Origin of the sequence: Streptomyces sp. NPDC051555 (assembly GCF_044454405.1) — a bacterium.
GTDB lineage: Bacteria > Actinomycetota > Actinomycetes > Streptomycetales > Streptomycetaceae > Streptomyces.
This window is the reverse complement of the sequence record NZ_JBITDP010000011.1, coordinates 81000-102936: the sequence shown is the minus strand read 5'-3', so window position 1 is coordinate 102936 and position 21937 is coordinate 81000. Positions and strand designations below refer to the sequence as shown.

The 21937-nt window shown below is 73.1% G+C and carries 23 protein-coding genes; 7 read left to right on the top strand and 16 right to left on the bottom strand.

Translation table 11 applies throughout. From position 1 onward, the window contains the following. Positions 1-4: 4 nt before the first annotated feature. From ACIBEA_RS22660 to ACIBEA_RS22630, 7 genes are all read right to left on the bottom strand, one after another. Complete coding sequence (locus ACIBEA_RS22660; protein WP_399263621.1) at positions 5-283, bottom strand: hypothetical protein; 279 nt, start codon at positions 281-283, stop codon at positions 5-7. A gap of 366 nt (positions 284-649) precedes the next feature. Further along, a complete protein-coding gene (locus ACIBEA_RS22655; RefSeq protein WP_399263619.1) occupies positions 650-1564 on the bottom strand; it encodes an ABC transporter ATP-binding protein in 915 nt (304 codons plus the stop codon). After that, on the bottom strand, positions 1561-2592 hold the full coding sequence (locus ACIBEA_RS22650) for an ABC transporter ATP-binding protein (protein WP_399263617.1): 1032 nt from the start codon (positions 2590-2592) through the stop codon (positions 1561-1563). The genes ACIBEA_RS22655 and ACIBEA_RS22650 overlap by 4 nt, the downstream gene beginning before the upstream one ends. Then, positions 2589-3554 (bottom strand): ABC transporter permease, encoded by a 966-nt coding sequence (locus ACIBEA_RS22645; protein ID WP_399263615.1) that lies wholly within the window; start codon positions 3552-3554, stop codon positions 2589-2591. The genes ACIBEA_RS22650 and ACIBEA_RS22645 overlap by 4 nt, the downstream gene beginning before the upstream one ends. Then, positions 3551-4519, bottom strand: coding sequence for an ABC transporter permease (locus tag ACIBEA_RS22640; protein WP_399263612.1), 969 nt, complete (start codon positions 4517-4519; stop codon positions 3551-3553). Before ACIBEA_RS22640 ends, ACIBEA_RS22645 begins: the two co-directional genes overlap by 4 nt. Next, positions 4516-6207 (bottom strand): ABC transporter substrate-binding protein, encoded by a 1692-nt coding sequence (locus tag ACIBEA_RS22635; protein WP_399263610.1) that lies wholly within the window; start codon positions 6205-6207, stop codon positions 4516-4518. The genes ACIBEA_RS22640 and ACIBEA_RS22635 overlap by 4 nt, the downstream gene beginning before the upstream one ends. A 98-nt stretch (positions 6208-6305) precedes the next feature. Beyond that, entirely contained in the window at positions 6306-8111 is a 1806-nt protein-coding gene (locus tag ACIBEA_RS22630; protein WP_399263608.1) for an amidohydrolase family protein, read from the bottom strand. 127 nt (positions 8112-8238) lie between these two features. On the opposite strand from ACIBEA_RS22630, the gene ACIBEA_RS22625 reads away from it, so the two are divergent. Then, the gene (locus ACIBEA_RS22625; protein WP_399263606.1) at positions 8239-8934 is read left to right on the top strand and encodes a TetR/AcrR family transcriptional regulator; all 696 of its coding nucleotides are present in this window, start codon (positions 8239-8241) and stop codon (positions 8932-8934) included. Between the two features lie 136 nt (positions 8935-9070). Further along, on the top strand, positions 9071-9799 hold the full coding sequence (locus ACIBEA_RS22620; RefSeq protein WP_399263604.1) for a hypothetical protein: 729 nt from the start codon (positions 9071-9073) through the stop codon (positions 9797-9799). A gap of 34 nt (positions 9800-9833) precedes the next feature. Here the strand turns inward: ACIBEA_RS22620 and ACIBEA_RS22615 are convergent, their stop codons facing one another. Then, positions 9834-10913: a GNAT family N-acetyltransferase gene (locus ACIBEA_RS22615; RefSeq protein WP_399263602.1), complete on the bottom strand. Its 1080-nt coding sequence runs from the start codon at positions 10911-10913 to the stop codon at positions 9834-9836. 171 nt (positions 10914-11084) lie between these two features. Here ACIBEA_RS22615 and thpR point away from each other — a divergent pair, with 171 nt between their 5' ends. Both thpR and ACIBEA_RS22605 read left to right on the top strand, forming a co-directional pair. Continuing rightward, on the top strand, positions 11085-11669 hold the full coding sequence (thpR, locus tag ACIBEA_RS22610) for an RNA 2',3'-cyclic phosphodiesterase (protein WP_399263600.1): 585 nt from the start codon (positions 11085-11087) through the stop codon (positions 11667-11669). Positions 11670-11759: 90 nt separating this feature from the next. Further along, positions 11760-13346 carry a carboxylesterase/lipase family protein gene (locus tag ACIBEA_RS22605; protein WP_399263598.1) on the top strand — a complete coding sequence of 529 codons (1587 nt, stop codon included), beginning with the start codon at positions 11760-11762 and terminating at the stop codon, positions 13344-13346. 7 nt (positions 13347-13353) lie between these two features. Here ACIBEA_RS22605 and ACIBEA_RS22600 read toward each other — a convergent pair whose 3' ends face one another. From ACIBEA_RS22600 to ACIBEA_RS22585, 4 genes are all read right to left on the bottom strand, one after another. Next, complete coding sequence (locus tag ACIBEA_RS22600) at positions 13354-14181, bottom strand: amino acid ABC transporter ATP-binding protein (RefSeq protein WP_399263952.1); 828 nt, start codon at positions 14179-14181, stop codon at positions 13354-13356. 34 nt (positions 14182-14215) lie between these two features. Next, positions 14216-15016: an amino acid ABC transporter permease gene (locus ACIBEA_RS22595; protein ID WP_399263596.1), complete on the bottom strand. Its 801-nt coding sequence runs from the start codon at positions 15014-15016 to the stop codon at positions 14216-14218. After that, positions 15013-15813, bottom strand: a complete 801-nt coding sequence (locus ACIBEA_RS22590; RefSeq protein WP_399263950.1) for an ABC transporter substrate-binding protein — start codon at positions 15811-15813, stop codon at positions 15013-15015. The genes ACIBEA_RS22595 and ACIBEA_RS22590 overlap by 4 nt, the downstream gene beginning before the upstream one ends. Positions 15814-16199: 386 nt before the next feature. Next, entirely contained in the window at positions 16200-16835 is a 636-nt protein-coding gene (locus tag ACIBEA_RS22585; RefSeq protein WP_399263594.1) for a TetR/AcrR family transcriptional regulator C-terminal ligand-binding domain-containing protein, read from the bottom strand. A 104-nt stretch (positions 16836-16939) separates the two neighbouring features. Between ACIBEA_RS22585 and ACIBEA_RS22580 the strand changes: the two genes are divergently transcribed. Then, on the top strand, positions 16940-17974 hold the full coding sequence (locus tag ACIBEA_RS22580) for an aldo/keto reductase (RefSeq protein WP_399263592.1): 1035 nt from the start codon (positions 16940-16942) through the stop codon (positions 17972-17974). Between the two features lie 52 nt (positions 17975-18026). Here ACIBEA_RS22580 and ACIBEA_RS22575 read toward each other — a convergent pair whose 3' ends face one another. Then, positions 18027-18758: an SDR family oxidoreductase gene (locus ACIBEA_RS22575; protein WP_399263590.1), complete on the bottom strand. Its 732-nt coding sequence runs from the start codon at positions 18756-18758 to the stop codon at positions 18027-18029. A 95-nt stretch (positions 18759-18853) separates the two neighbouring features. Here ACIBEA_RS22575 and ACIBEA_RS22570 point away from each other — a divergent pair, with 95 nt between their 5' ends. Beyond that, positions 18854-19702 (top strand): LysR family transcriptional regulator, encoded by an 849-nt coding sequence (locus tag ACIBEA_RS22570; protein ID WP_399263589.1) that lies wholly within the window; start codon positions 18854-18856, stop codon positions 19700-19702. Positions 19703-19736: 34 nt separating this feature from the next. Here the strand turns inward: ACIBEA_RS22570 and ACIBEA_RS22565 are convergent, their stop codons facing one another. From ACIBEA_RS22565 to ACIBEA_RS22555, 3 genes are all read right to left on the bottom strand, one after another. Further along, on the bottom strand, positions 19737-20336 hold the full coding sequence (locus ACIBEA_RS22565; protein ID WP_399263587.1) for a patatin-like phospholipase family protein: 600 nt from the start codon (positions 20334-20336) through the stop codon (positions 19737-19739). After that, positions 20231-20635 carry a patatin-like phospholipase family protein gene (locus tag ACIBEA_RS22560; RefSeq protein WP_399263585.1) on the bottom strand — a complete coding sequence of 135 codons (405 nt, stop codon included), beginning with the start codon at positions 20633-20635 and terminating at the stop codon, positions 20231-20233. The genes ACIBEA_RS22565 and ACIBEA_RS22560 overlap by 106 nt, the downstream gene beginning before the upstream one ends. A gap of 155 nt (positions 20636-20790) precedes the next feature. Next, positions 20791-21285: a MarR family winged helix-turn-helix transcriptional regulator gene (locus ACIBEA_RS22555; RefSeq protein WP_399263583.1), complete on the bottom strand. Its 495-nt coding sequence runs from the start codon at positions 21283-21285 to the stop codon at positions 20791-20793. Positions 21286-21380: 95 nt separating this feature from the next. Between ACIBEA_RS22555 and ACIBEA_RS22550 the strand changes: the two genes are divergently transcribed. After that, positions 21381-21830 (top strand): SgcJ/EcaC family oxidoreductase, encoded by a 450-nt coding sequence (locus tag ACIBEA_RS22550; RefSeq protein ID WP_399263581.1) that lies wholly within the window; start codon positions 21381-21383, stop codon positions 21828-21830. The last annotated feature ends 107 nt before the right edge of the window (positions 21831-21937 follow it).

Here is a 21937-nt window from a genome sequence, read left to right as displayed (position 1 = left end):
CCGATCAGGAATGGGAGCGGAACGTCCCGTGGACGCGCAGGTCGCCGTTGATCGCCACCTTTCCGTCGTTCGTGTGCATGATCCAGGCGCCTCCGCTAGGGACCGACAGGTGCCCGCCGGCGTTCACCTTCCCCTGCAAGCGCGATTCGCCCTGGACGCGCAGCATGCCGAGGGTGGTGAGGTCCGCGGCGACCGTGACCGTCCGGTCGGCCTTCACCTCACCCTCGGCGTCCAGGCGCCCGTGCACGATCAGCCGCGGCGGGCCGTCCTGCGTCTCCAGCACGTCGGCGACGCTCAGCCCGCCATGGAGGGTGAGACGTTCCTTGACCTGGGCGCGGTCGGTCGCCAGGCGAACACGGCGGAGGCCGGTGGCTCGGCCGCGCCGGGCGGACCCCGTAATGCGGCGACCGGCCGGGTGCGGCGCGCGGGCCGGCGAATCTCTACCCGGAAAGGGCGTGACCCCAGGGCTGCCGGATCGTTTCTCCTTGTAGCGCGCCGGATGCACACTCCGCTCCCCTGCGGCGGCGCGCCACGGGGAGGCCCCGGGAACCATCTCCCGGGGCCTCCCCACCCGAAGCGGAGCCCGTCAGCCCGGCCGTTGCCACACCGGCGGGGCGATCGGCGGGGGTGGTGCGCGGGTCGGTCCTCGTCAACGCGGCGGGGAGACCGCCCCCGCCCCGGGGCCCGTACGCTCCCCCGCCCGCGGCGGGTTCAGCTCGCGGCGTCGGCGGCCGATCGATTCCGGATCCCAGCCTGGGCGGGGTACGGACGCCAACAGCAGCCGGGTGTAGGGGTGTCGCGGGTCGGTGAGCAGCTCGGACACCGGCCGGTGTTCCCTCATCCGGCCCCGGTGCATGACGAGGGCCTCGTCGCACACGTAGCGGACGACGGCCAGGTCGTGGCTGACGAAGACCAGGCCGATGCCGGTGTCACGGCGGATGTCGGACAGCAGGTTCAGCACCTGCGCCTGTACGGACACATCGAGGGCGGACACCGCTTCGTCGAGCACCAGGACCCTCGGCCTGACCGCCAACGCCCGCGCGATCGCCGCGCGTTGACGCTGGCCGCCCGAGAGCTTGCGGGGCAGCGCCGCCGCCTCGCGGGGGCCGAGCCCGACCTGCGCCAGCAGTTCCTCGACCCGGGCCGCGCGCGCCGCCCGGTCGAGGCCGCCGTGCAGCCGGAGCACCCCGTCGATCGTCGCGCCGACGCCGATCCGGGGGTCGAGCGAGAGGTAGGGGTCCTGGAAGACGATCTGGACGGCCTTGGCGCGGGCCAGTCGGGCGGCCCTCCCGCGGACGGACGCGGCCAGCGGCTCGCCCTGTACGAGGATCTCGCCCGCGTCGGGGCGTTCGAGGCCGATCAGCATGCGGGCGGTGGTGGTCTTCCCGGAGCCGGACTCCCCCACGATGCCGAGCGCGCCGCCCACCCGCACGGAGAAGGACAGGTCGTCGACGGCGACGACCTCGGTCCCGCCGGTGCGGTAGGTCTTGCGCAGGCCGGTCACCCGGAGGAGTTCCGGGGCGGGTGCGGCGTCCGTCTTCGGGGGGACGGTCCGGGTGCTCAACTGTCCTCCGTGGGGGCGAGCGGGCGGGCGGGTGCGGCGGTGGCCGCCCCGGTCAATGCGCCCATGGCAGCGACCAGTTCGGCCGCGCGGTGGCAGGCCACCTCGCCCGGGCCGTGGCGTTCGAGCGCCGGTGGGGACTGGTCACAGCGGCCCGGTTCGGCGAACCGGCAGCGCGGGGCGAAGGCGCAGCCGGGTGCGGACTCCAGGAGTCCCATGGGGGCTCCGGGGATGGGTACGAGGCGGACCGGCGGGCCGTCGAGCGGCGGGGAGGAACCGAGCAGGCCCGCTGTGTAGGGGTGCCGGGGGGCGGCGAAGAGTTCCGCGACGGGCGCGGTCTCGACGATGCGGCCCGCGTACATGACGTAGATCCGGTCGCTGACGGCGGCCGCGAGCTCGATGTCGTGGGTGATGAGGAGGAGCCCGAGGCCGCGTTCCCGTTGGAGGCGTCCCAGGACGGCGAGGATCTCGGCCTGGGTGCTCACGTCCAGCGCGGTGGTCGGTTCGTCGCAGAGCAGCAGACGGGGTTCGGTGGTCAGGGCGGCCGCGATGACCACGCGTTGGAGCATTCCGCCGGAGAGTTCGTGCGGGAACTGGCGCAGGTGGCGTGCGGGATCGGGCAGGCCGACCGCGCCCAGCAGTTCCGTGGCGCGGGCGCCCGCCCGGGCCGCGGACCAGCCGTGCACGCGGCGCAGCGGCTCGGTGAGGAAGTCCCCCACCCGGCGGACGGGGTTGATGGCGGCCCGGGGGTCCTGGTAGATCATCGCCGCCTTGTTCGTCCGCACCTCGCGGAGGGCGGCCGGGTCCGCGCCGACCAGGTCGGTGCCGTCGACGCGGACCCGGCCGTCGATCTGCGCGCCGCGCGGGAAGAGGCCGAGGGCGGCGCGGGCGGTGACCGACTTGCCCGAGCCGGATTCGCCGACGAGGGCGACGACCTCTCCCGCGGCGACGGTCAGGCCGATCCCGTCGAGCACCGGGCGGGCCGTGCCGGGGAGGGTGACGCGCAGGGCGTCGTACGCGAGCAGTGTCATGAGGAGTCCCGCCCCGCGAGCCGGTCGCCGAGGTCTTCCCCGACGATGTTGAAGGCGACGACGACCAGGACGACGGCCACGGCCGGCACGATCGCGGACAGCGGCTGCCCTTGCAGCACGGCCGCCTGCCCCTGGTTGATCATGGCGCCCCAGTCGGGGGTGGGAGGCTGTATGCCGAGCCCCAGGAAGGAGAGCGCGGCGAGGTCGAGCAGCGCGTATCCGAAGTTCACCGTCGACTGGGAGAGCAGTGTCGGGGCGATGTTGGGCAGCAGCCCGCGCACGGCGACGTGCAGGGGCGAGTGGCCCTGCACCCGGTAGGCGGCGATGTAGGGACGGCTCTTCTCCTGGACGGCCAGGGCGCGCACGAGGCGCGCCGTGTACGGCATGTAGGCGATCGCCATGGCGAGCACCGGCGCCGTCATCCCCTTGCCGAAGAGGGCCACCGCCAAGATCGCCAGCAGCAGTGCGGGGAAGGCGAAGACGACGTCGAGGACGCGGCCCACGGCGGTGTCGATCCAGCCGCCGCACCAGGCGGTGAACAGACCGACGGCGGTGCCCAGGACGGTGGAGAAGAGCACGACGGCGAGCGGGCCCGCGAGGCTGGTCCGGGCGGCGACCAGGAGCGCCGAGAAGGTGTCGTGGCCGCCCTGGTCGGTGCCCAGCCAGTGCGCGGCGCCCGGCCCCAGCAGGGTGTCGCCGAGCTGGCCGAAGGTCGGGTCCTGCGGGGCGATCCAGGGGGCCAGCAGCGCGACCAGGACGAACGCGACGAGGAGCGCGAGCGAGACGCGCTGGAGCGGGCCGCCGCCGAGCCGGCGGAGCCGGGCGAAGCGGTCGGGGCGGGTGCGCGGGACGGACGGTGGCGCCGGTCGGGCCGCGGTGCGGGTCCGGGGGCCGGCTTCGGGGCCTGTGTCGGGGGCCGCTCCAGGGGCTGTTGCGCGGCCCGGGTCGGGAAGGAGGTTCATCGGGCGCTCCCCGCCGCCGCCGTGCGCGGATCGATGAGTGGTTGGAGGAGGTCCACCAGGGCGTTGACGACGACGAAGGCGGCCACCACCAGGAGCACGATCGCCTGCACGACCTGGAAGTCGAGCTGGTCGACGGACTGCACCAGCAACGAGCCCACGCCGGACATGCCGAAGGCGGTCTCCACGATCGCGGTGCTGACCAGCATGCCGGAGACGAGGAGCGCGGAGACGGTCACGATCGGGCCGAGCGCGTTGCGCAGGACGTGCCGTCGGATGACGGTCCGGCGCGGTGTCCCCCGGCTCAGTGCGACCTCCACGTGGTCGCGGCGCAGTTCGTCGAGCATGGCCGAGCGGGTCACGCGGGTCACCAGCGCGGTGAAGGTGACGGACAGGGCCACCGCCGGGAGGACCACGTGGTGCAACCGGTCCAGGGCGCCCGAGCCGTTCCCGATCGTCGGGAACCAGCCCAGCCGTACGCCGAGGACCGAGCGCAGCAGCAGGGCCGCGACGAAGGCGGGCGCGGCGGCGCCCACCGTGACCAGGAGCATCAGCGAACGGTCGGTGCGGGACCCGCTGCGCAGTGCGCCGACGATCCCCGATCCGATGCCGAACACGGCGATCATCAGCGCGGACACGCCGATGAGCAGCAGGGACGAGGGCAACCGCGACCAGATGACGGAGGAGACGTCCTGGTGGAAGAGGTGGGAGCGGCCGAGGTCACCTTGGACGACCCCTTCGAGCCAGTGCCAGTAGCGCAGCAGGAACGGTTCGTCGAAGCCGTACTGGCGGCGGATGGCGGCCAGCTCCTCCGGCCCGGGGCTCCGCCCCTTGATCAGGAAGCTCGCGGGGTCCCCGGGGGCCAGGAACAGGGAGGAGAAGACCAGGAAGGAGGTGACGAGCAGGGTGCCCGCCATCCCGGCCAGCCGGCGCAGCACCCGGCCGGCCCGGGCGAGCGCGGGCGTCATCCCTTGGCTCCGATCTCGGCCGCCCAGGGGTAGTACAGGTAGGCGATGGAGGGCTGGACGCCGGTGATCCGCTTGCCGAGGAAGACGCTGACGGGCTGGGTGTACAGGGGCAGCCAGGGCAGTTCCTTCAGGGCGATCCGCTGCGCCTCGGCGTTGGCGGCGGCGTGTTCGGCGGGGTCGTAGGCCCCCACGGCCCGGTCGACCGCCCGGTCGAAGGCGGGGTCGGACCAGCCGCCGTAGTTGCTGAACGCGCCGGTCTGGAGGGAGCCGTACATGTCCAGCGGGTCGGTGATGGAGGTGTACCAGAAGGTGAGGAACAGGTCGATGCCCTCGCGGGCCGCCGGATCGGTGAAGAGGGTGGTGTACTTCTCCGCCGAGAGCGAGTCGATCTGCGGCTTGAGGCCGATGGCCGTGGCCGCCTGCGCGACGGCCTGGGTGATGATCGTGGTCTGGGAGTCGAGCGGGCTGGTCGCGATCACGACCTTCTGGCCGCTCACTCCGGCCTCCGCGGCGAGCGCCTTGGCCTTGGCCGGGTCGTACGGGTACTTCGGCAGGTCCTTCAGGAGCGCTTCGCGGGACGCGGTGGGCGCGTCGGCCCAGAGGTTGTCGGTGGTGAGCGAGTCGGAGACCTCGCCGACCCCGCCGGCGCCGGCCTTGACGATGCCCTTGCGGTCGATGGCCATGAGCAGGGCCCGGCGGACCCGGGCGTCGCCGAGGGGGCCCTTGAGGTCGGCCACCACCTCGTCGGCGACGGTGGTGTTGCGGCCGAAGTAGAGCGTTCCCGCCTGGGTGGAGCCCAGTTGGGCATAGGCGTTCGGCGGGACCATCCAGCCGCCGTCGACCTCGCCGCTCTGGAAGGCGTTGACGCGGGTCGTGGCATCGGCGAGGAAGACGAACTTCACCTCGCCCGACTTCGCCTTCAACTCCTTGTTCCAGTAACCGTCGAAGCGTTTGAGCGTGAGGGATTGGCCGGAGGTCCAGGAACCGAAGGAGAACGGGCCGGTGCAGTTCACGCCGGTCTGCGGATTCCCGTAGTCCTTGCCGGACTTGGCGAGGGTGGCGGCGGACTCGACGGTGCCGGGGCCGGCGGCGAGGTACTGGTTGAAGGTGGAGTCGGGCCTGGTCAGCGTGACGGTGACCTCCATCGCCCCGGTCCGGTCGACGGACTTCACGTTCTTGTACTGGTTCGCCCAGACGCTGGCGGTCCCGGGGTCGATGTTGCGGCGCAGCGAGGCGACGACGTCGTCGGCGGTCAGCGGCGTCCCGTCGTGGAAGGTCACCCCGGGGCGGATCTGGTAGACCCAGGTGGTGGGGGTGGGGTTGGTGTACGCGGCGGCGAGGTTCGGCGAGGTCGTCAGGTCGGGGTTCCAGCGCAACAGGCTCTCGCAGACGTTGGCGAGGATCTGGTTGGGCGGGAAGTCGAAGGAGTAGGCGTAGTCGATGGTGGTCGGCTCGGCGTAGGTCGACCAGGTGAAGGAGTCCACGTTCCGGGCGGCGGCCGGGGTCCTGTCCGTGAGCCGGTAGGGGGCGGCGCCCTGCTCCTCGGCCGGGTGCGCGGCGCCGCTGCACGCGCTCGTGACGAGCACGGCGGCCGCGGCGAGGGCGGCCGCCACGGCGTGGCGGATCCGGCTGCGGCCGCGCGGACGGCCGGTGCGGTGGAGCGGTGATCCCGATCGGGCTGATGACATCGTCTGGCTCCTGAGGGAGGGAACGTGGTGGGGTGGGTGGAGCACGGCCGGTGGGCGGCCCGGCCGTCGAGCACTCCTGTGGGTCAGTCGGAGGCGGGTCAGTCGGAGGCGGGGCGGTCGGAGGCGGTGAAGACCGGCTCGCCGTCGATGTACGTGCGCAGCACGCGGGTGTCGGCGATCTCCAGAGGGGGGTGCGCGAAGGGGTCGCGGTCCAGGACCACGAGGTCCGCGTACTTGCCGACCTCCACCGTGCCGGTGACCTCGTCGAGGTGGTTCACCCAGGCGCTCCCGGCGGTATAGGCGGTGAGGGCCTGGGCCAGCGTGAGGGCCTGCTCGGGGAAGAAGGGCGGCATCGGCTCGAACGGCTCGGGCGAGTCGGGGGCCTCGTCGGGCACGGAGCGGTTGACGGCCACGTGGATGCCCCACAGCGGGTTCGGGCTGCTCACCGACCAGTCGCTGCCCGCGACGAGCCGGGTCCCGGCGCGCTGGAGGTCACCGAACGGGTATTGGAGCGCGGCCCGTTCGGGCCCCAGGAAGGGGATGGTGAGCTCGTCCATCTGCGGCTCGTGCGCGGCCCACAGCGCCTGGATGTTGGCGGCCGCGCCCAGCTCCGCGAAGCGCTCGACGTCGTCGGGGTGGACGAGCTGGAGGTGCGCGAGGTGGTGCCGGTTGTCGTTGGCGCCGTTGGCCTCGCGGGCCTCGGCGAGGGCGTCCAGGACCTCGCGCACGGCGCGGTCCCCGAGGGCGTGGAAGTGGAGCTGGAAGCCCGCACGGTCGAGCCGGGACACCGCCTCGGTCAGGACCTGCGGATCGATGAAGCTCAGCCCGGAGTTCCCGGTGGCGCAGCCGCAGGCATCGAGGTACGGCTCCAGCAGTCCGGCGGTGAAGTTCTCCGCGATGCCGTCCTGCATGATCTTCACGCTGGTGGCGTCGAAGCGGCCGACCCGGCCGGTGCGACGGCGCTCCTCCAGGTCGGGGATCTGTTCCAGGCCGCGCTCGCGGTCCCACCAGAGGGCGCCGACGACGCGGGCGCGCAGGGAGCCCTCGCGGGCGGCGCGCAGGTAGACGTCGTAGTTGTCCGGGTTGCCGGGGAAGGCGCCGATCATGGCGTCCTGCCAGCTGGTGACGCCGAGGGAGAACAGATGCTCCTGCGCGGCGAGCAGTCCGGCGTGGGCCTCGTCCGGTGTCGCGAGGGGGACGTGGCGCGCCACCAGCTCCACGGCGCCCTCCTGGAGGGTGCCGGCCGGAGTGCCGTCGGCCTCGCGCTCGATCCGGCCGTCGACCGGGTCGGTGGTGGTGGCGTCGACCCCGGCGAGCTGGAGCGCGCGGGTGTTGACCCAGGCCCCGTGGCCGTCCCGATTGGTGAGCAGGACGGGCCGGTCCCGGAGCACCGCGTCGAGCATCGAGCGGGTCGGCGTGCCGCCGGGGAAGACGTCCATGGACCAGCCTCCGCCGCGGATCCAGCCCGTCCCGGGGTGCGCCTCTGCATACGCGGCGACCACGGCGAGGTACTCCTCGATGCTGTGCCCCTCGCTCAGGTCGCAGCCGAGCATCTGGACCCCGGCCACGGCCGGGTGGACGTGGGCGTCCTGGAAGCCGGGGACGAGCAGACCGCCCGCGAGGTCGACGACCTCGGTGTCGGCGTCCACGAGCGAGCGCACCGTGGCCGCATCGGCGACGGCCAGGATCCGGCCGTCGGCGACGGCCACCGCCGCCTCGATCGGGGCGGGCCCGGTCCCGGTGAAGACCTTGCCGCCCACGAAGACGGTGTCGGCCCGCTGTGGGGTCCGCCGGCCGCTCCGCTGATCGACAGGCTGATCGGTCGGCTGATCGGTCGGCTGGTTGGTCGGCTGGTTGGTCGGCTGACTGCTCCGCTGGTGGGTCCGTTGGCTGTTGGTGGCCATCGACGCGTCCTCCGGCTCGGCGGGACGGACCCGCACGGCTTGTGTTGAGGAGGAGTGAACGGGAGCGCAACATTGTTGTCAACGGTGTTGCGCTGCCTCCGATCCACATCGTTACACTGACCGCACCATGCCGAAGTCATCCGAGTCCCCCGCCCGGTCCAAGCGCGCGGGCAGCCAGCTCACACCCGACGCGATCATCGAAGCGAGCCTGCGCATCGCCGCCCGCGGCAGCGCGGACGCCTTCACCGTCCGACGCCTCGGCGAGGAGCTCGGCGCCGACCCGACCGCGATCTACCGGCACTTCCGCGACAAGGACGAGCTGTTGCTGTCCGTCGCCGACCGCACCCTCGGCGAGGTGCTCGACAGCATTCCCGAGGGCCTCGACTGGAAGGACCGCCTGCGAGCCTTGGCCGAGGGCTCCTTGGAGGTCGCCCTCAAGTACCCCGTGGTCGGCTCGACGATGGCGAGCCGGACCACCCGCAGGCCCAACGAGTTCCGCGTCGTCGAACTGATCATCGGCGCGGTGACGGAGGCCGGACTCGACGGCGCCGAGGCGGCCGTCCACTACCGGATGGTCGGCGACTCGCTCCTCGCGTACGTCGGCCAGCGGGCCGCGTACCTGCTGTTCGACCCGGACGTGCGGGCCGCCGACGAGTCCTCCTGGAGCCGCGAGTACCGTCTGGTCGACCCGCAGGGCTTCCCGCACATCACCCGACTGCTCGCCGTGCTGCCCGAGGTGACGGACGAACAGATCTTCCACGCCAGGGTGGAGGCCCTGATCACCGCGATCGAGACCCGGGTCGAGGCGCTGCGCACGAAGTAGCGAGCGGGGTGGGCGCGCGCGGTGGCGCAGCAGCGAGCGGGATGGCGCGGGATCGCTGCGCCGGGGCCCGCGCCGACCTGCGGGAACCGTGTGTGAGCATGGCTGCTCCGGCACATTCGAACGTCATGGGGGGACCATGCGCACCCGTACCACCCTCGCCTCGACCGGCCTGGCCACCGCGCTCGCGGCCGCTCTGGTCCTGTCCGGCTGCTCCGCGTCCGGCGGCAGCCCGCACGCGGGTGGCAGCGGCGCCGCCGCCTCCGCGCCGGCGGCGCCCCCCGCGCCCGCCACGGGCGGCGGCCCCGGGTTCGAGGGACCGCGCCCCCAGGACCAGAACCTGCTCGCCTGGACCGGCGACCCCAATGACGCGGGGCACGTCACCGCCCAGTCGGCAGCGGGGGTGGGCGGCCGCGTCACCTTGGTGCGGATCGTGCTGCGGGAGCAGATCACCTGGTCCCACATCTGGCTGGGGCTGGCCGGCATCGACCCGAAGGCACAGCTCGCCAACTGCCAACTCGGCGTCTACGACGCGAAGGGCGCGCTGGTTGCCGCCACCGCGGACGTCTCGCCGCAGCTGATGACCGACGCCGTGGCCAAACCGCTGCCCCTGACCACACCGCTCACCGCCGCCCCCGGCACGTATTTCATCGCCCTGCTGCTCAACGGCAATTGGGCCACCAACGGCCTCACCCTCAAGTCCACGGGCGCCGGCATCTCGGTCAACGCGGGCCTGGCCCCGCCGAACCTCCGCTACAGCACCGTGCTGACGGGCCAGACGTCCCTGCCGGCCACGGTGAACCTCGCCGAACAGTCCACCAGCACCATCAACACCGGCTGGGCCAGCCAGTGGTACGCGATCTCCTGAGCGCGCGGGACGCGTTCCCGAGGCGCCCGCGGGTCTACGCCGCCGCCTGCGGGCCGCGCAGGAGGTAGCGGACGCCGTCCTCCCCGGACCCCGCCCGCTCGAATCCCGCCCGGGCCACCACCCCGTGGGAGGGGAGGTTCCCCTCCTCCACCACGGCGTGCAGCTCGGTGAGCCCGGGCCGGGCGAACGCGAGGGCGGCGAGCGCGCGCAGCGCCTCGGTCGCGTGGCCGTGGCCGCGGGCCGAGGGGACGAGGTCGTAACCGACCTCCGCGTGGCCCTCGGGGTCGGGGGCGCCGTGGAAGCCCATGCCGCCGATCGCGCGGCGGTCGCTCAGCCTGACGATCGCGTACGGGCCCCAGCCCGGGTGGTACTCCCCCACCTCACGGGCCAGTCCCACCATCCCGCAGGCGATGCGGGTGCCTTCGCCGGGGCCCTCCTCGGGCCAGTGGAATCCGCCGTCGCCGCCCTCGTACAGGTCGGCCGCGGCGGACGGAGAGATCTCGCAGAGCACGACCCCGACGCCGGGGACCGGGTCGTTGTACCAGCGCCAGCCCCGCCGTCGGGGCAGGCCCGGCAGGTCGGCCCGGCCGGTGGCCACCAGCAGCGACCCCCACGGGCCGCCGTCGACGGAGCGCGGCGCGTGCGGGAAGAGCCGGTCGAGGACCTTCCCGGCCGTGTCCGCGGACCCCTGCCAGTCGGCGTCGCCCAGGCCGTGCACGATGTCGTGGGTGTGCAGGAGGAGCTCGGCCGCCCCCATCGCGGCAAACCCGTCGGGGCCCGCCGGACCGGCGGGGTGCCAGGCCCGCGCGTCCTCGCCGGCCGCGAGGACGGCGGCGGACAGCAGCCGCCCGCTCGCCTCGACCAGGTCGACCAGGCCGCCGGGCGGGGTGCCGGGAGCCGCGCCGACGACCAGCGGCAGGTAGGCACCGGTGGCGCGCCCGGCCAGCTGCGCGGCGAAGCCGGTGAGGTCACCGGCCAGGTGGACGGCCGTGTCGCGGCAGCTCCACTCCAGCCCCGCCGCGGGCACGGACCAGTCGAGGTGCGCGACGGCCCGCAGCGCCCGTACGGCGTCCGAGACGCCGCGGTCGAGGTCCCGGGGGCCCATGTGTGTCATGCGACGACCCTACGGGCTGTCCGGGGGGGGTCCCGCCCGCGGCCGGCAGCCCCTGCCCGCGCCGGGCGGCGGCGAGGTGAGCGCCGGCCGCGGGCCGGGCGGGACCGCCCGGGGCGGCGCGAGGGTGGGGCGTGCGTACCCGGTCCCGCGCGGTGGTGTACGAAGTTCTTCGTGAACGAACAGATCCAGCCCTCGACCATCCGCGTCTTCATAGCGCTCGCCCCGCCCGACGACGCGAAGGACGAGCTCGCCCGGGCCCTGGCCCCCGCCTACGCCGCGTACCCCCGCATGCGGTGGAACCGGATCGAGGACTGGCACATCACCCTGGCGTTCCTCGGCGAGCTGCCGGTGTCCGCCGCCGGGCTGCTGCGGCCGCCGCTCGCCGAGCTGGCGGCGGCGCGGCGGCCGGTGGAACTGGCCATGCGCGGCGGCGGGCACTTCGACGAGCGGGTGCTGTGGAGCGGGATCGAGGGCGATCTCGAAGGGCTCCACCTGCTCGCCTCCGAGGTCCGCGGGGTGGTCAAGGAGGCCGGGGTGGTCTTCCCGGAGCGGCCGCTGCGTCCCCACCTGACGCTGGCGCGGGCCCGGCGCGACGATCCGTCCAGCGTCGTGGAGGCGGCCGCCGGGCTCTCCGGGTTCGTCGGACGCCCGTGGCGGTCCCGGCGCCTGCACCTGGTGGGCAGCAACATCGGCCGCGGCCCGGGGCCGATCCACTACCGCGACATCGAGGCGTGGGACTTCGACGGCGGGCGCTGATCCCCTTGGGGCCGGCGCTAAATGGGTCGTCCGCGGCCGGGCGCGGTGGGAGGATCCGGTCGACGGGATCGTCTCCGAGAGGTGGCCGTGATGTCCCTTGCCGCACCCGAGCCCTCCGGGCCCTTTGGATCCGCCGCATTCTCCGGGTCCGCCGGGTCCCCCGCCGATCCGGTGGTCAGGACCGCGGCCGGGCTGCTGCGCGGCAGCCGGGAAGGGGGCCTGGCGGTCTTTCGCGGGATCCCCTTCGCCGAACCGCCCGTCGGCGCGCTGCGCTTCGCCGCGCCGCGTCCGGTGCGTGGCTGGGACGGGGTGCGGGAGGCCCGCGCCTTCGGGCCGCCGCCCCCGCAGGCGGGGGTGTTCGGGATGGACGCGTTGTCGCGCAAGGCGGCGGGCGACGACGACTGGCTGACGGTCAACGTCTGGTCGCCCGATCCCGGTGCCGGCGCGGGACTGCCGGTGATGGTCTGGATCCAGGGCGGCGCCTACGTGATCGGCGCCTCCGGGCTGCCCGAGTACGACGGCGCCCGCCTGGCGCGCGAGGGTGGTGTGGTCGTGGTGACCTTCAACTACCGCGTGGGCATCGAGGGCTTCGCGCAGATCGACGGGGCGCCCGCCAACCGTGGTCTGCTCGACCAGATCGCCGCGCTGGAGTGGGTGCGCGACGGCATCCGGGCATTCGGCGGGGACCCCGCCCGGGTCACCGTCTTCGGCCAGTCCGCGGGGGCCGGGTCGATCGCCGCGCTGCTCGCCACGGGGCGTGCGCGGGGGCTCTTCCACCGGGCCGTGGCGCAGAGCGTGCCGGGCCCCTTCTTCGCGCCGGAGCTCGCGGCCGACATCGCGGCCGCCTGCGCGGACGAGCTGGCGCTGCGGCCCACGGTGGCCGATCTGGCCGACGTCGATCCGCTCCGGCTGTCCGCCGCGGGGGACGCCGTCAGCGCGTCGCTCGACCGGCGGGTGCGGCGCTGGGGCCTGCCGGCCCACCGCGCCATGGCGTTCGCGCCCGTGGTGGACGGCGAGGTGCTGCCCGTCACACCGTGGCGGGCGCTCAGCGAGGGCTCCGGGCGCGACGTCGAGCTGCTCGTCGGCCACACGCGCGCCGAGCAACGGCTCTTCACCGTGATCGAGGGGCTGCTGGGCTCCGTGGGCGAAGAACGGGCGGCGGACGCCCTGCGGCTCTTCGCCCCCGGCCCGGACGGGGCGCGCCGCTACCGCGACGCGTTCCCGGCGGCGGGTCCGGAGGAGCTGTACGAGCTGGTGCACTCGGACTGGCTGTTCCGCATGCCGTCGCTGCACCTCGCCGAGGCGCAGACCCTGGCGGGCGGGCGGGCCCACGTCTACGAGCTGACCTGGTCGGCGCCGGGCATGGGCGGCGTCTTCGGCGCCTGCCACGGCCTCGACGTCCCGCTGGTCTTCGGCAACCTCGACCGCGGCCAACCCGCCGCGCTGATCGGCGAAGCCGCTGACGCGCGGGCCGAGGCGGAGGCGGTGTCGGCGTACGTCCGGGACGCGTGGACGGCCTTCGCCGCGCACGGCGACCCGGGCTGGCCGGCGTACGACGCCGCACGGCGCCCGACCATGTGCTTCGACACGAGCCCGGCCGTCGTCCCCTACCCGGAGGAGGCCTCCCGACTGCTGTGGCGGGACCACGACTTCGCCGCCCTGCCGCTGATCTCCTGAGACACCGCTACGGCGTGTCGTCGGAGGGGGCGGGGGTCGGGGGTGCGACCGCCGCGGGGTCGAGCACGCGGTTGAGGAAGTTCCTGGTCCGTTCGTGCGCCGGGGCGCCCACCACCTGGGCCGCCGGGCCCTGTTCGACGATGACGCCGCCGTCCATGAAGACGACCCGGTCCGCGACCTCGCGGGCGAAGCTCATCTCGTGGGTGACCACCATCATGGTCATGCCCTCGCCCGCCAACACCCGCATCACCGACAGCACTTCGCCGACGAGTTCGGGGTCGAGCGCCGAGGTCGGTTCGTCGAAGAGCATCACCTCGGGGCCCATCGACAGCGCCCGGGCGATCGCCACCCGCTGCTGCTGACCGCCCGACAACTGGGCCGGGTAGGCCGTGGACTTGTCGGCGAGACCGACTCGTCGGAGGTTCTCGCGGGCGACGGTCTCCGCCCGGGCCCGGTCGGTGCCGAGGACCCTGCGTTGGGGCAGCGTGAGGTTCTCGGTCACGTTCACGTGCGGGAAGAGGTTGAACTGCTGGAAGACCATGCCGATGCGGCGGCGGACGGCGTCGATGTCGACGTCCGGGTCGGTGACCTCCGTACCGCCGACGAAGATCCGGCCGTCGCTGGGCTCCTCCAGCAGGTTCACGCAGCGCAGCAGCGTGGACTTGCCCGAGCCGGACGGCCCGATGACGCACACCACCTCGCCGCGGGCGACCTCCAGGTCGATGCCGCGCAGGACGTGGTTGTCGCCGAAGGACTTGTGCAGCCCCCGGACCTCGATCTCCGGGCGGTCCGTGCCGCTCGTGCCCGTCGGCGCCGTTCGGTTCTTCTGTGGCATGTCGTCCATGTCGTCAATGTCGTCCATGTCGCCCTCACGTGGCCTTGTCCGCACGGGCCTCCAGGCGCCGCACCACGAAACTCAGCGGTACGGTCACCAGGAGGTAGCACAGGCCCGCGACGAGGATCGGGGTGGAGTTGGCGGTCTGACTGGCGAGGTCCCGGCCGAACTTGGTCAGTTCACGCTCCTGGAGCGTCACGCCGAGGAACAGCACGAGCGAGGAGTCCTTGAACAGCAGGACCAACTCGTTGGTGAGCGGCGGGATGACGATCCGGAAGGCCTGCGGGATGATCACCGAGACCATGGCCCGGGCGTGCGAGAAGCCCAGCGAACGGGCCGCTTCCATCTGGCCCTTGGGCACCGCCTGGATGCCGGCGCGAATCGTTTCCGCCATGTAGGCGGCGGCCACCAGCCCGAGGCCGAGGGCGACCTTGCCGTAGGTACCGCCGGGGATCTCCGTGCCGGGGAAGGCGAGGGGGACCGCCACCCCCACGAAAATGAAGATCAGCAGTGCGGGCAGGCCGCGGAACAGCTCGATGTAGACGCTCGCCACCCACCGGTACGGAGCCACGGAGGACAGCCGCATCATGGCGATGACCAGGCCGAGCACCAGGCCCAGCAGGAACCCGGAGAGGGTGTACACCACGGTGTTGCGCAGCGCCGTGGTGATGATCTCCGGGAAGAGCCGCAGGGCCAGGTCCTTCTGCGCGAACTGGTTCTGCAACCGGCCCCAGTCCGCGTAGGAGGCGATGAGGGCCAGCACCGCCACGAACAGCGCGTACTGGACGCCCTGCCACACCCGGCGGCGCTGTCGGCGGGTCAGCCGAGAGGTCACTGCGTGGCCTGGGGCAACGGGCCGATCCACTGTTCGTAGATCTTCTTGTAGGTGCCGTCGGCCTTGGCGTCGGTGATCGCCTTGTCGATCGCGGCCACGAGGGCGGAGTTGCCCTTCTTCACCGAGAAGCCGTACTGCTCACCGGTCTGGATGTTCTGCCCGAGGACGAACTCGGCGGCGTTCTTGGGGTCCTTGAGCCAGCCCTGGACCACGGGGTAGTCGATGACGACCGCGTCGACCTGCCCGGTGCGCAGTCCGTTCAGCACGGCGTCCGAGCTCTCGAAGGCGACGGGGTCGAAGCCCTGGGCCTTGGCGTAGCTCTCGCCGGTGGTCTCGGCCTGTGCGCCCAGCTTCTTCCCCTTCGCCTTCAGGTCGGCGAGCGAGGTGACACCGCTCTTCTTGGTGGCGAGCAGCGCCTGGGTGGCGTCGAAGTAGGGGACGGAGAAGTCGACGTTCTTCTTGCGCTCGTCGGTGATCGTCATGCCGGCGGCCGCGAGGTCGCACTCGCCGGAGTTGAGGAAGGCGCCGGTCTTGAAGTTCTCGAAGGGCGTGTCGAGGATCTTCTGCTCGACCTTCAGCCGGCTCGCCACCAGGTCGACCAGGGCCACGTCGAAGCCGACGACCTTGCCGTCCTTCTCGAACTGGAACGGCGGGTAGGGCAGGTGCGTACAGGTGGTCAGCTTGCCCTTCTCGACGACGGGCACCCCGCCGGCCGCCTCCCCCGGGCCGTCGCCGCTGGAGGAGCACCCGGCGAGCAGGAACGCGCCCGTCGCGGTGGCTGCGGCCGCTGCCCGCAGGCGGCGGCTGCTGGGGCGACTGCGGTTTCCTCTGGCCGTCCGGAACACGGTTGACCTCCACGGATGCGGGGCGGGCGGTGGGCGCGGGACGGGACCCGCGCCGCCGGGGCGATGTCCGCCGAGATCGTAAGCCACGGGTGACGCGCGCCGAGGGATCTTGCGCGATGCGTTCCGGGGCGCCCGGCCGGATCCGGCCAGGACCGCGCGGTGCGCGGCCACCGGGGTCCGGGGCGTTCCCCCACATGGCCGCTGGACGGCGCGCCGGTGGCGGTGTCCGCCCGGCCCTCGGCACACGGTTTCCGGCCAAGGTCGACGCCCGTGCGGAATGCGCGGGCGGAGCGCGTCTTCATGATGTCGCCCCGGACACCCCCTGGCCGGCCCGGCCGTCACGCGGGCCGTACGTACGCCCCCGCGCGGGCGGCCACCGTCGCGGCCGTCGCCGCGCGGTCGGCGGCGGCCTCGTCGAGGGGCAGGGCCGTGGTCAGCAGCCGGTAGTACAACGGGGCGGACGCGGCACGGATCACCTCGTGGGGGTCGGTGCCGTCGGGCACCTCGCCGCGGGCGGCGGCCGCTTCGACGCACGGCGCCCACTCCGCGACGCGGACGGCGTAGAACTCGTGCAGGGCGCGGGCCGCGTTGGAGTCGCAGGTGGCGGCCGCGATCACCGCCTTGAACAGGGCGCCCTGTCGGGGATCCGCCAACGTGCGCTGCACCAGCCGGGCGTTGGCCGTCAGGTCGCCGAGCAGGGTGCCCGTCTCCGTGCGGGGCACGGACTGCTGCGCCATGTCCAGCAGGAGGTCGGCGACGAGGCCGGTGACCGTACCCCAGCGGCGGTAGACGGTCGTCTTCCCGACCTCCGCGCGACGTGCGACGTCGGTGAGGTCCAGGTGGGCGAACCCCTGTTCGGCCAGTACGTCCCCGGCGGCCAGGAGCACGGCCGCCCGCACCCGTGCCGTGCGGCCCCCGGGCCGGATCCCCCCGGCGCCGGGCTCCGGTGTCGCCTCTGACTCCTCAGACTCCATAACGGGACTCCCGTTCCATTAGCCGCAGCGACTTGCTACGCTGGCGCCATATTAACGGAACTGCGGACCCATTAGCTGGATTCGCGGACGAGGGGAGACACGTCATGGAGTACAGGCGACTGGGCACGTCCGGCCTTCGGGTTCCGGCGCTGAGTTTCGGCGCGGGCACCTTCGGCGGACAGGGACCGCTCTTCGGATCCTGGGGCACCACGGGAGTGGCGGAGGCACGCCGCCTCGTCGACATCTGCATCGACGCCGGGATCACGATGTTCGACACCGCCGACGTGTACTCCGGCGGCGCCTCGGAGGAGGTGCTCGGGGCCGCGCTCAAGGGCCGCCGGGACCAGGTGCTCGTCTCGACCAAGGCCGGACTGCCCATGGGCGACGGCCCGCACGACGCCGGCACCTCCCGCTCCCGCCTGATCACGGCCGTGGAGAACGCCCTGCGGCGTCTCGACACCGACCACATCGACCTCTTCCAGCTGCACGCCTTCGATGCCGGGACACCGGTCGAGGAGGTGCTGTCCACCCTGGACGACCTGGTGCGGGCCGGAAAGATCCGCTACCTCGGCATCTCCAACTTCTCCGGCTGGCAGGCGATGAAGTCCCTCGCCGCCGCCGACCGGCTCGGCCGGCAGCGCTACGTCGCCCACCAGGTCTACTACTCCCTCCTCGGCCGTGACTACGAGTGGGAGCTGATGCCGCTCGGCATGGACCAGGGGCTGGGCGGCATCGTCTGGAGCCCGCTCGGCTGGGGCAGGCTGACCGGGAAGATCCGCCGGGGCCGGCCGCTGCCCGCGGGCAGCAGGCTGCACGACACCGCCGACTACGGCCCGCCGGTCGAGGACGAACACCTCTACCGCGTGGTCGACGCCCTGGACGAGATCGCCCAGGAGACCGGCAGGGCGGTACCGCAGATAGCCCTGCGGTGGCTGCTCCAGCGCCCGACGGTGTCCTCCGTCATCATCGGCGCCCGCAACGAGGAGCAGCTGCGCCAGAACCTCGGCGCGGTGGGCTGGACCCTCACCACCGAGCAGATGGCGAAGCTCGACGCGGCGAGCAGCCGCACGGCCCCCTACCCGTACTTCCCGTACCAGCGCCAGGAGGGCTTCGCCCGCCTCAACCCCCCGCTCGTGTAGGAAGCACCACCTGTGGATGCCGCCGCGTCCCGTGCGGCCCGGGCCGGGCACATCACCAGGGCACTACGCCGGCGTCCTCGAAGAACGTGCCGGTCGGGCCGTCGTCGGGCAGGGTCGCCAGCTTGATGGCGATCGCCGCGCCCTGTTCGGGGGTGCGCACGCCGTGGAAGCCGTTGAGGTCGGTCGCGACGTAGCCGGGGCAGCCCATGTTGATCAGGATGTTCGTGCCGCTCAGCTCCCGGGCGTACTGCAGGGTGACGGCGTTCAGGAACGTCTTCGACGGCGCGTACGCCGCGACCACCGGACCCGTGTTCGACTCGGCGGCGGTTCCTGACTGCCGCGTGAGGGAGCCGAGGCTGCTGGACATGTTGACGATCCGCGGCGAGGCGGAGCGGCGCAGCAAGGGCAGCATCGCGTTGGTGACGCGGACGACGCCGATCACGTTGGTCTCCACGACCGTCCGGATGGTGGCGGGGTCGACCCGAGTGGGCTCCTGCGGCATCTCGCCGCTGATTCCGGCGTTGTTGACGAGCACGTCGAGGCGCCCCGCCCGTTCCTCGATGAGCCGCGCGGCGGCGCTCACGCTCGCGTCGTCGGTCACGTCCAGCGGTACGCCGAAGGCGTCGACGCCCACCGCGCGCAGTCGCTCCACCGCCGCCTCACGGCGCCGATCGTCTCGGGCGCCGACGCCGATGCTCCAGCCGAGGGCGCCCAGACCCACGGCGATCTCATGGCCAATTCCCTTGTTCGCACCGGTGACCAGCGCAATCGTTCGTTCACTCATGGGGATCATGCTGCCCCTGGACCCCGCCGGGGGTCCAAGACCGATCCGGTGGGCAACGATACCGACAGGGTATTGATCCGGGGTAGCGTGGCCCCATGGAGACCCGGGAACTGCGGTATTTCGTCGCCGTCGCCGAAGAGCTGCACTTCGGGCGCGCAGCGCAGCGACTCGGGATCGCGCAGCCGCCCTTGTCACGGGCCATCCAGCAGCTCGAACGTCGGCTCGGGGCAGCGCTGCTGGATCGCACCAGCCGCACCGTCACGCTGACCGTGGCCGGCTCGGTGCTGTTGGTCGAGGGCCGGGCGGCCCTCGACGCGGTCGACGCCGCCGAGCGCAGGACTCGCCGCGCCGCCCTTTCCACGACCGGCCGTCCCGGCCTGGTTCTGGTGACGAAGGCCAGCGCGTCCCGCGAGCTGCTGGCGGAACTGCTCGACGCGTACGCCGCCGAACCCGGCGCGGTCCCCGTCGACGTCATCCTGTGCGGCCCGGCCGAGCAGGCGAGACTCCTGCGCGAGGGCCGGGCCGACGTGGCGCTGCTGCACCGGCCGTTCGACTCGACGGCCGGGTTCCACACCGAGGAGCTCGGCACGGAGGGCCAGGTGGCGGTCCTGCCGGCGGGACATCCGCTCACGGTCCGGCCCCATGTCCACATGGCCGACATCACCGGGCTGCCCGACTTGCCGCTGCCCCGCTGGCCCGACCCCGACGGCACCTACCCGCCCGGCCCCGGCCCGCAGGTCCGCGACCACGCACAGTTGCTGCAGCTCGTCGCCCTCGGCCGGGCGTGCGCGGTCTCACCGGAGTCGTGCCGAGCCCAACTCCCCGGCGACCTCGCCGCCGTGCCCGTGCTGGACGCGCCGAACGTCACCACCGTGATCGCCTGGCCACCGCACAGCCGCTCCAGAGCCGTGGCCGACCTCGTCCGGACCGCGACCCGTCTCTGACGGCTCCGGCCCGGCGCTCACCGTGGCCACCGCGTCACCGTTCGGCCGCCGCCGGGCGCCACGCGGTGCGCAGCCGGTCGGCCTCGGCGGCCGCCTGGGCGAGGCCGGCGCGGTATGCCGGGATCCACTTCGTCCGTTCGCCCAGATCGGTGCCGAAGGCGCGCGCCGCGTCGGGGTCCGGGCCGATGGTGACGACGGTCCGCGCGCCCCCGGCGGCCGTTCGGTGCTCCGGCGGCTCGCCCGGGGAGCGGTGTGCCATCGGGTCGACCACTATCAGCATGCGGGCGCCGACCGCGAGGTCGACGTTGGCCCCCGACCGCAGCGCGCCGTCCATGTACCGCCGCCCCGACACGGTCACCGGCGGCTCCGCTCCGGGGAAGGAGCTGCTCGCGGCCACCGCGTGGACCAGGGGCACGCCGCTGGTCCGGTCCCACACCACGGGCTCTCCCGAGCCCGCGTGCACCGCGGTGATCAGCAGTCGGCGCGCGGGCCACGCGTCCGCCCCGATCAGGGCGCGCCGCGACGCGATCAGCGCCCGTTCGGCCTCCACGTCGCCGTGCGCCAAGGCGATCCGACCGACGCGGCGGCGGGCCTCCTCGGGCTCCAGGCCGGGTTCACCGAGGACGGCGAACACCGCCCGAGCACGGCGGGATCCACCACGGGCCGCTGGGCGGGGGTGCCCGGCGGACGCACCGGCACGGCGAGCCGGTCGAGGTCCTGGTCGGTGGCGAGGAGCGCTCCGACGATCGCCCCCGCCGACGTGCCGACGATCAGGTCGGCCTCGCCGAACTCCACGCCCGCCCGGCGCAGCCCGGCGGCCAGTCCTGCCGTCCACGCCGTGCCGACCAGGCCGCCGGGGCCGAGCACGAGCGCGCGGTCGGGGGCCGCGGGTGTCTCCGGGGCGGGCGGGGTCACCGGGGTGGCGGGGGTCATGGCGCGTCTCCTGTCGGCAGTGCCGGTGCCGCGTCAGGCAACGTTCGCCCCGTCGCGGAACGGGCAAGCGTTGTCCGACGCGGCACTGGTCGTGTGGATCCGACCGTAGGACCTCAAGCGGCCTTGGGGTCAAGGCCCATCCGTGGGAGTCATCGTCACTCCCCCTTTGCCGGACGGGACTTGGCGCGCCGCGGTGCGGTGGCGGCGCGGATCTCCTCGGTGGCCGCGCGGAACGCGGGAGCGGCGCGCGCGAAGTAGTCGAAGAGCAGGGCCTGTTGTTCGGGTGAATAGCTGTCGATCACCTCGGCGATGCGTCGACGGGCCGGACCGACAGCGTCTTCGATGCGGTCGAGCGCGTCGGGTACGGCTTCCACGATGACCCGGCGCCGGTCGGCCGGGTCGGCGGCGCGACGGGCGTAGCCGGCCCGTTCGAGCCGGTCGATGAGGCGGGTCGTCGCCCCGGTGGTCAGCCCGGTGCGCGCGGAGAGTTCACCGGAGGACAGGCTCCCCTCCAGGGTGATGAGGCTCAGGGCGTACCACTCCGAGGTGTGCAGGCCGGCCGCCTCGGCGCTCGCCAGCCCCTGGAGGCCCACCGCGTCCAGGTACTGCCGGAAGACCACGTGCGGTTCGCCGCCGCTGGGTGTTGCCATCTTCGGGGTCGCCTCCTACCTTTATATCTGCACGCATGCAGATACTGCACCGATGCAGTATCTATGCCACCCTAACCAATGGGGAGTGATCCGTCATGCAGTCCACCAGTGAGCCCACGATCGCCGTCCGTGCCCTGCTCACCCGCCTAGTCGACGCCTGGGCGCGCCACGACGCCGACGCCTACGGCGCGCTCTTCACCGAGGACGCCACCTACACCACCTACGTGGGCACCTCCTACCGGGGGCGGCGCGACATCACCGAGAGCCACCGCACGCTCTTCGCGGGTTTCCTCAAGGGCACCCGCCTGGCGGACGAGATCCTCGACGTCCGCTTCTACGGGCCCGACGCGGCCGTGGTGAACAGCAGGGGCGACACCTACAAGGGCGGACGCCCGACCAAGCTCGGCAAGGTCCAGACGTACACCCTCGTCCACGAAGGCGGCGAGTGGCTGATCGCGGCCTTCCAGAACACCAAGCGCCGGCCGCTCATGGAGCGGATCTCCTTCACCGTCGCCCCCGGCCTCGCCCCCGGGGGCAAGGGGTGACGCACGACCCGACCCGGTAGCCGACCCGGTAGCCGACTCGATAGACGACTCGATAGACGACTCGATAGTTCGAATTTGAACTGTATGCTGGTGACCGTACACATCGA

Bases quoted from the DNA above. Each gene is read 5' to 3' on its own strand.
- ACIBEA_RS22615 (WP_399263602.1), bottom strand. From the start codon at position 10,913: ATGACACACATGGGCCCCCGGGACCTCGACCGCGGCGTCTCGGACGCC.
- ACIBEA_RS22630 (WP_399263608.1), bottom strand. From the start codon at position 8,111: ATGGCCACCAACAGCCAACGGACCCACCAGCGGAGCAGTCAGCCGACC.
- ACIBEA_RS22640 (WP_399263612.1), bottom strand. From the start codon at position 4,519: ATGACGCCCGCGCTCGCCCGGGCCGGCCGGGTGCTGCGCCGGCTGGCC.
- ACIBEA_RS22570 (WP_399263589.1), top strand. From the start codon at position 18,854: ATGGAGACCCGGGAACTGCGGTATTTCGTCGCCGTCGCCGAAGAGCTG.
- ACIBEA_RS22650 (WP_399263617.1), bottom strand. From the start codon at position 2,592: ATGACACTGCTCGCGTACGACGCCCTGCGCGTCACCCTCCCCGGCACG.
- ACIBEA_RS22555 (WP_399263583.1), bottom strand. From the start codon at position 21,285: ATGGCAACACCCAGCGGCGGCGAACCGCACGTGGTCTTCCGGCAGTAC.
- ACIBEA_RS22575 (WP_399263590.1), bottom strand. From the start codon at position 18,758: ATGAGTGAACGAACGATTGCGCTGGTCACCGGTGCGAACAAGGGAATT.
- ACIBEA_RS22600 (WP_399263952.1), bottom strand. From the start codon at position 14,181: ATGCCACAGAAGAACCGAACGGCGCCGACGGGCACGAGCGGCACGGAC.
- ACIBEA_RS22620 (WP_399263604.1), top strand. From the start codon at position 9,071: ATGCGCACCCGTACCACCCTCGCCTCGACCGGCCTGGCCACCGCGCTC.
- ACIBEA_RS22550 (WP_399263581.1), top strand. From the start codon at position 21,381: ATGCAGTCCACCAGTGAGCCCACGATCGCCGTCCGTGCCCTGCTCACC.
- ACIBEA_RS22580 (WP_399263592.1), top strand. From the start codon at position 16,940: ATGGAGTACAGGCGACTGGGCACGTCCGGCCTTCGGGTTCCGGCGCTG.
- ACIBEA_RS22560 (WP_399263585.1), bottom strand. From the start codon at position 20,635: ATGACCCCCGCCACCCCGGTGACCCCGCCCGCCCCGGAGACACCCGCG.
- ACIBEA_RS22625 (WP_399263606.1), top strand. From the start codon at position 8,239: ATGCCGAAGTCATCCGAGTCCCCCGCCCGGTCCAAGCGCGCGGGCAGC.
- ACIBEA_RS22635 (WP_399263610.1), bottom strand. From the start codon at position 6,207: ATGTCATCAGCCCGATCGGGATCACCGCTCCACCGCACCGGCCGTCCG.
- ACIBEA_RS22645 (WP_399263615.1), bottom strand. From the start codon at position 3,554: ATGAACCTCCTTCCCGACCCGGGCCGCGCAACAGCCCCTGGAGCGGCC.
- ACIBEA_RS22605 (WP_399263598.1), top strand. From the start codon at position 11,760: ATGTCCCTTGCCGCACCCGAGCCCTCCGGGCCCTTTGGATCCGCCGCA.
- ACIBEA_RS22585 (WP_399263594.1), bottom strand. From the start codon at position 16,835: ATGGAGTCTGAGGAGTCAGAGGCGACACCGGAGCCCGGCGCCGGGGGG.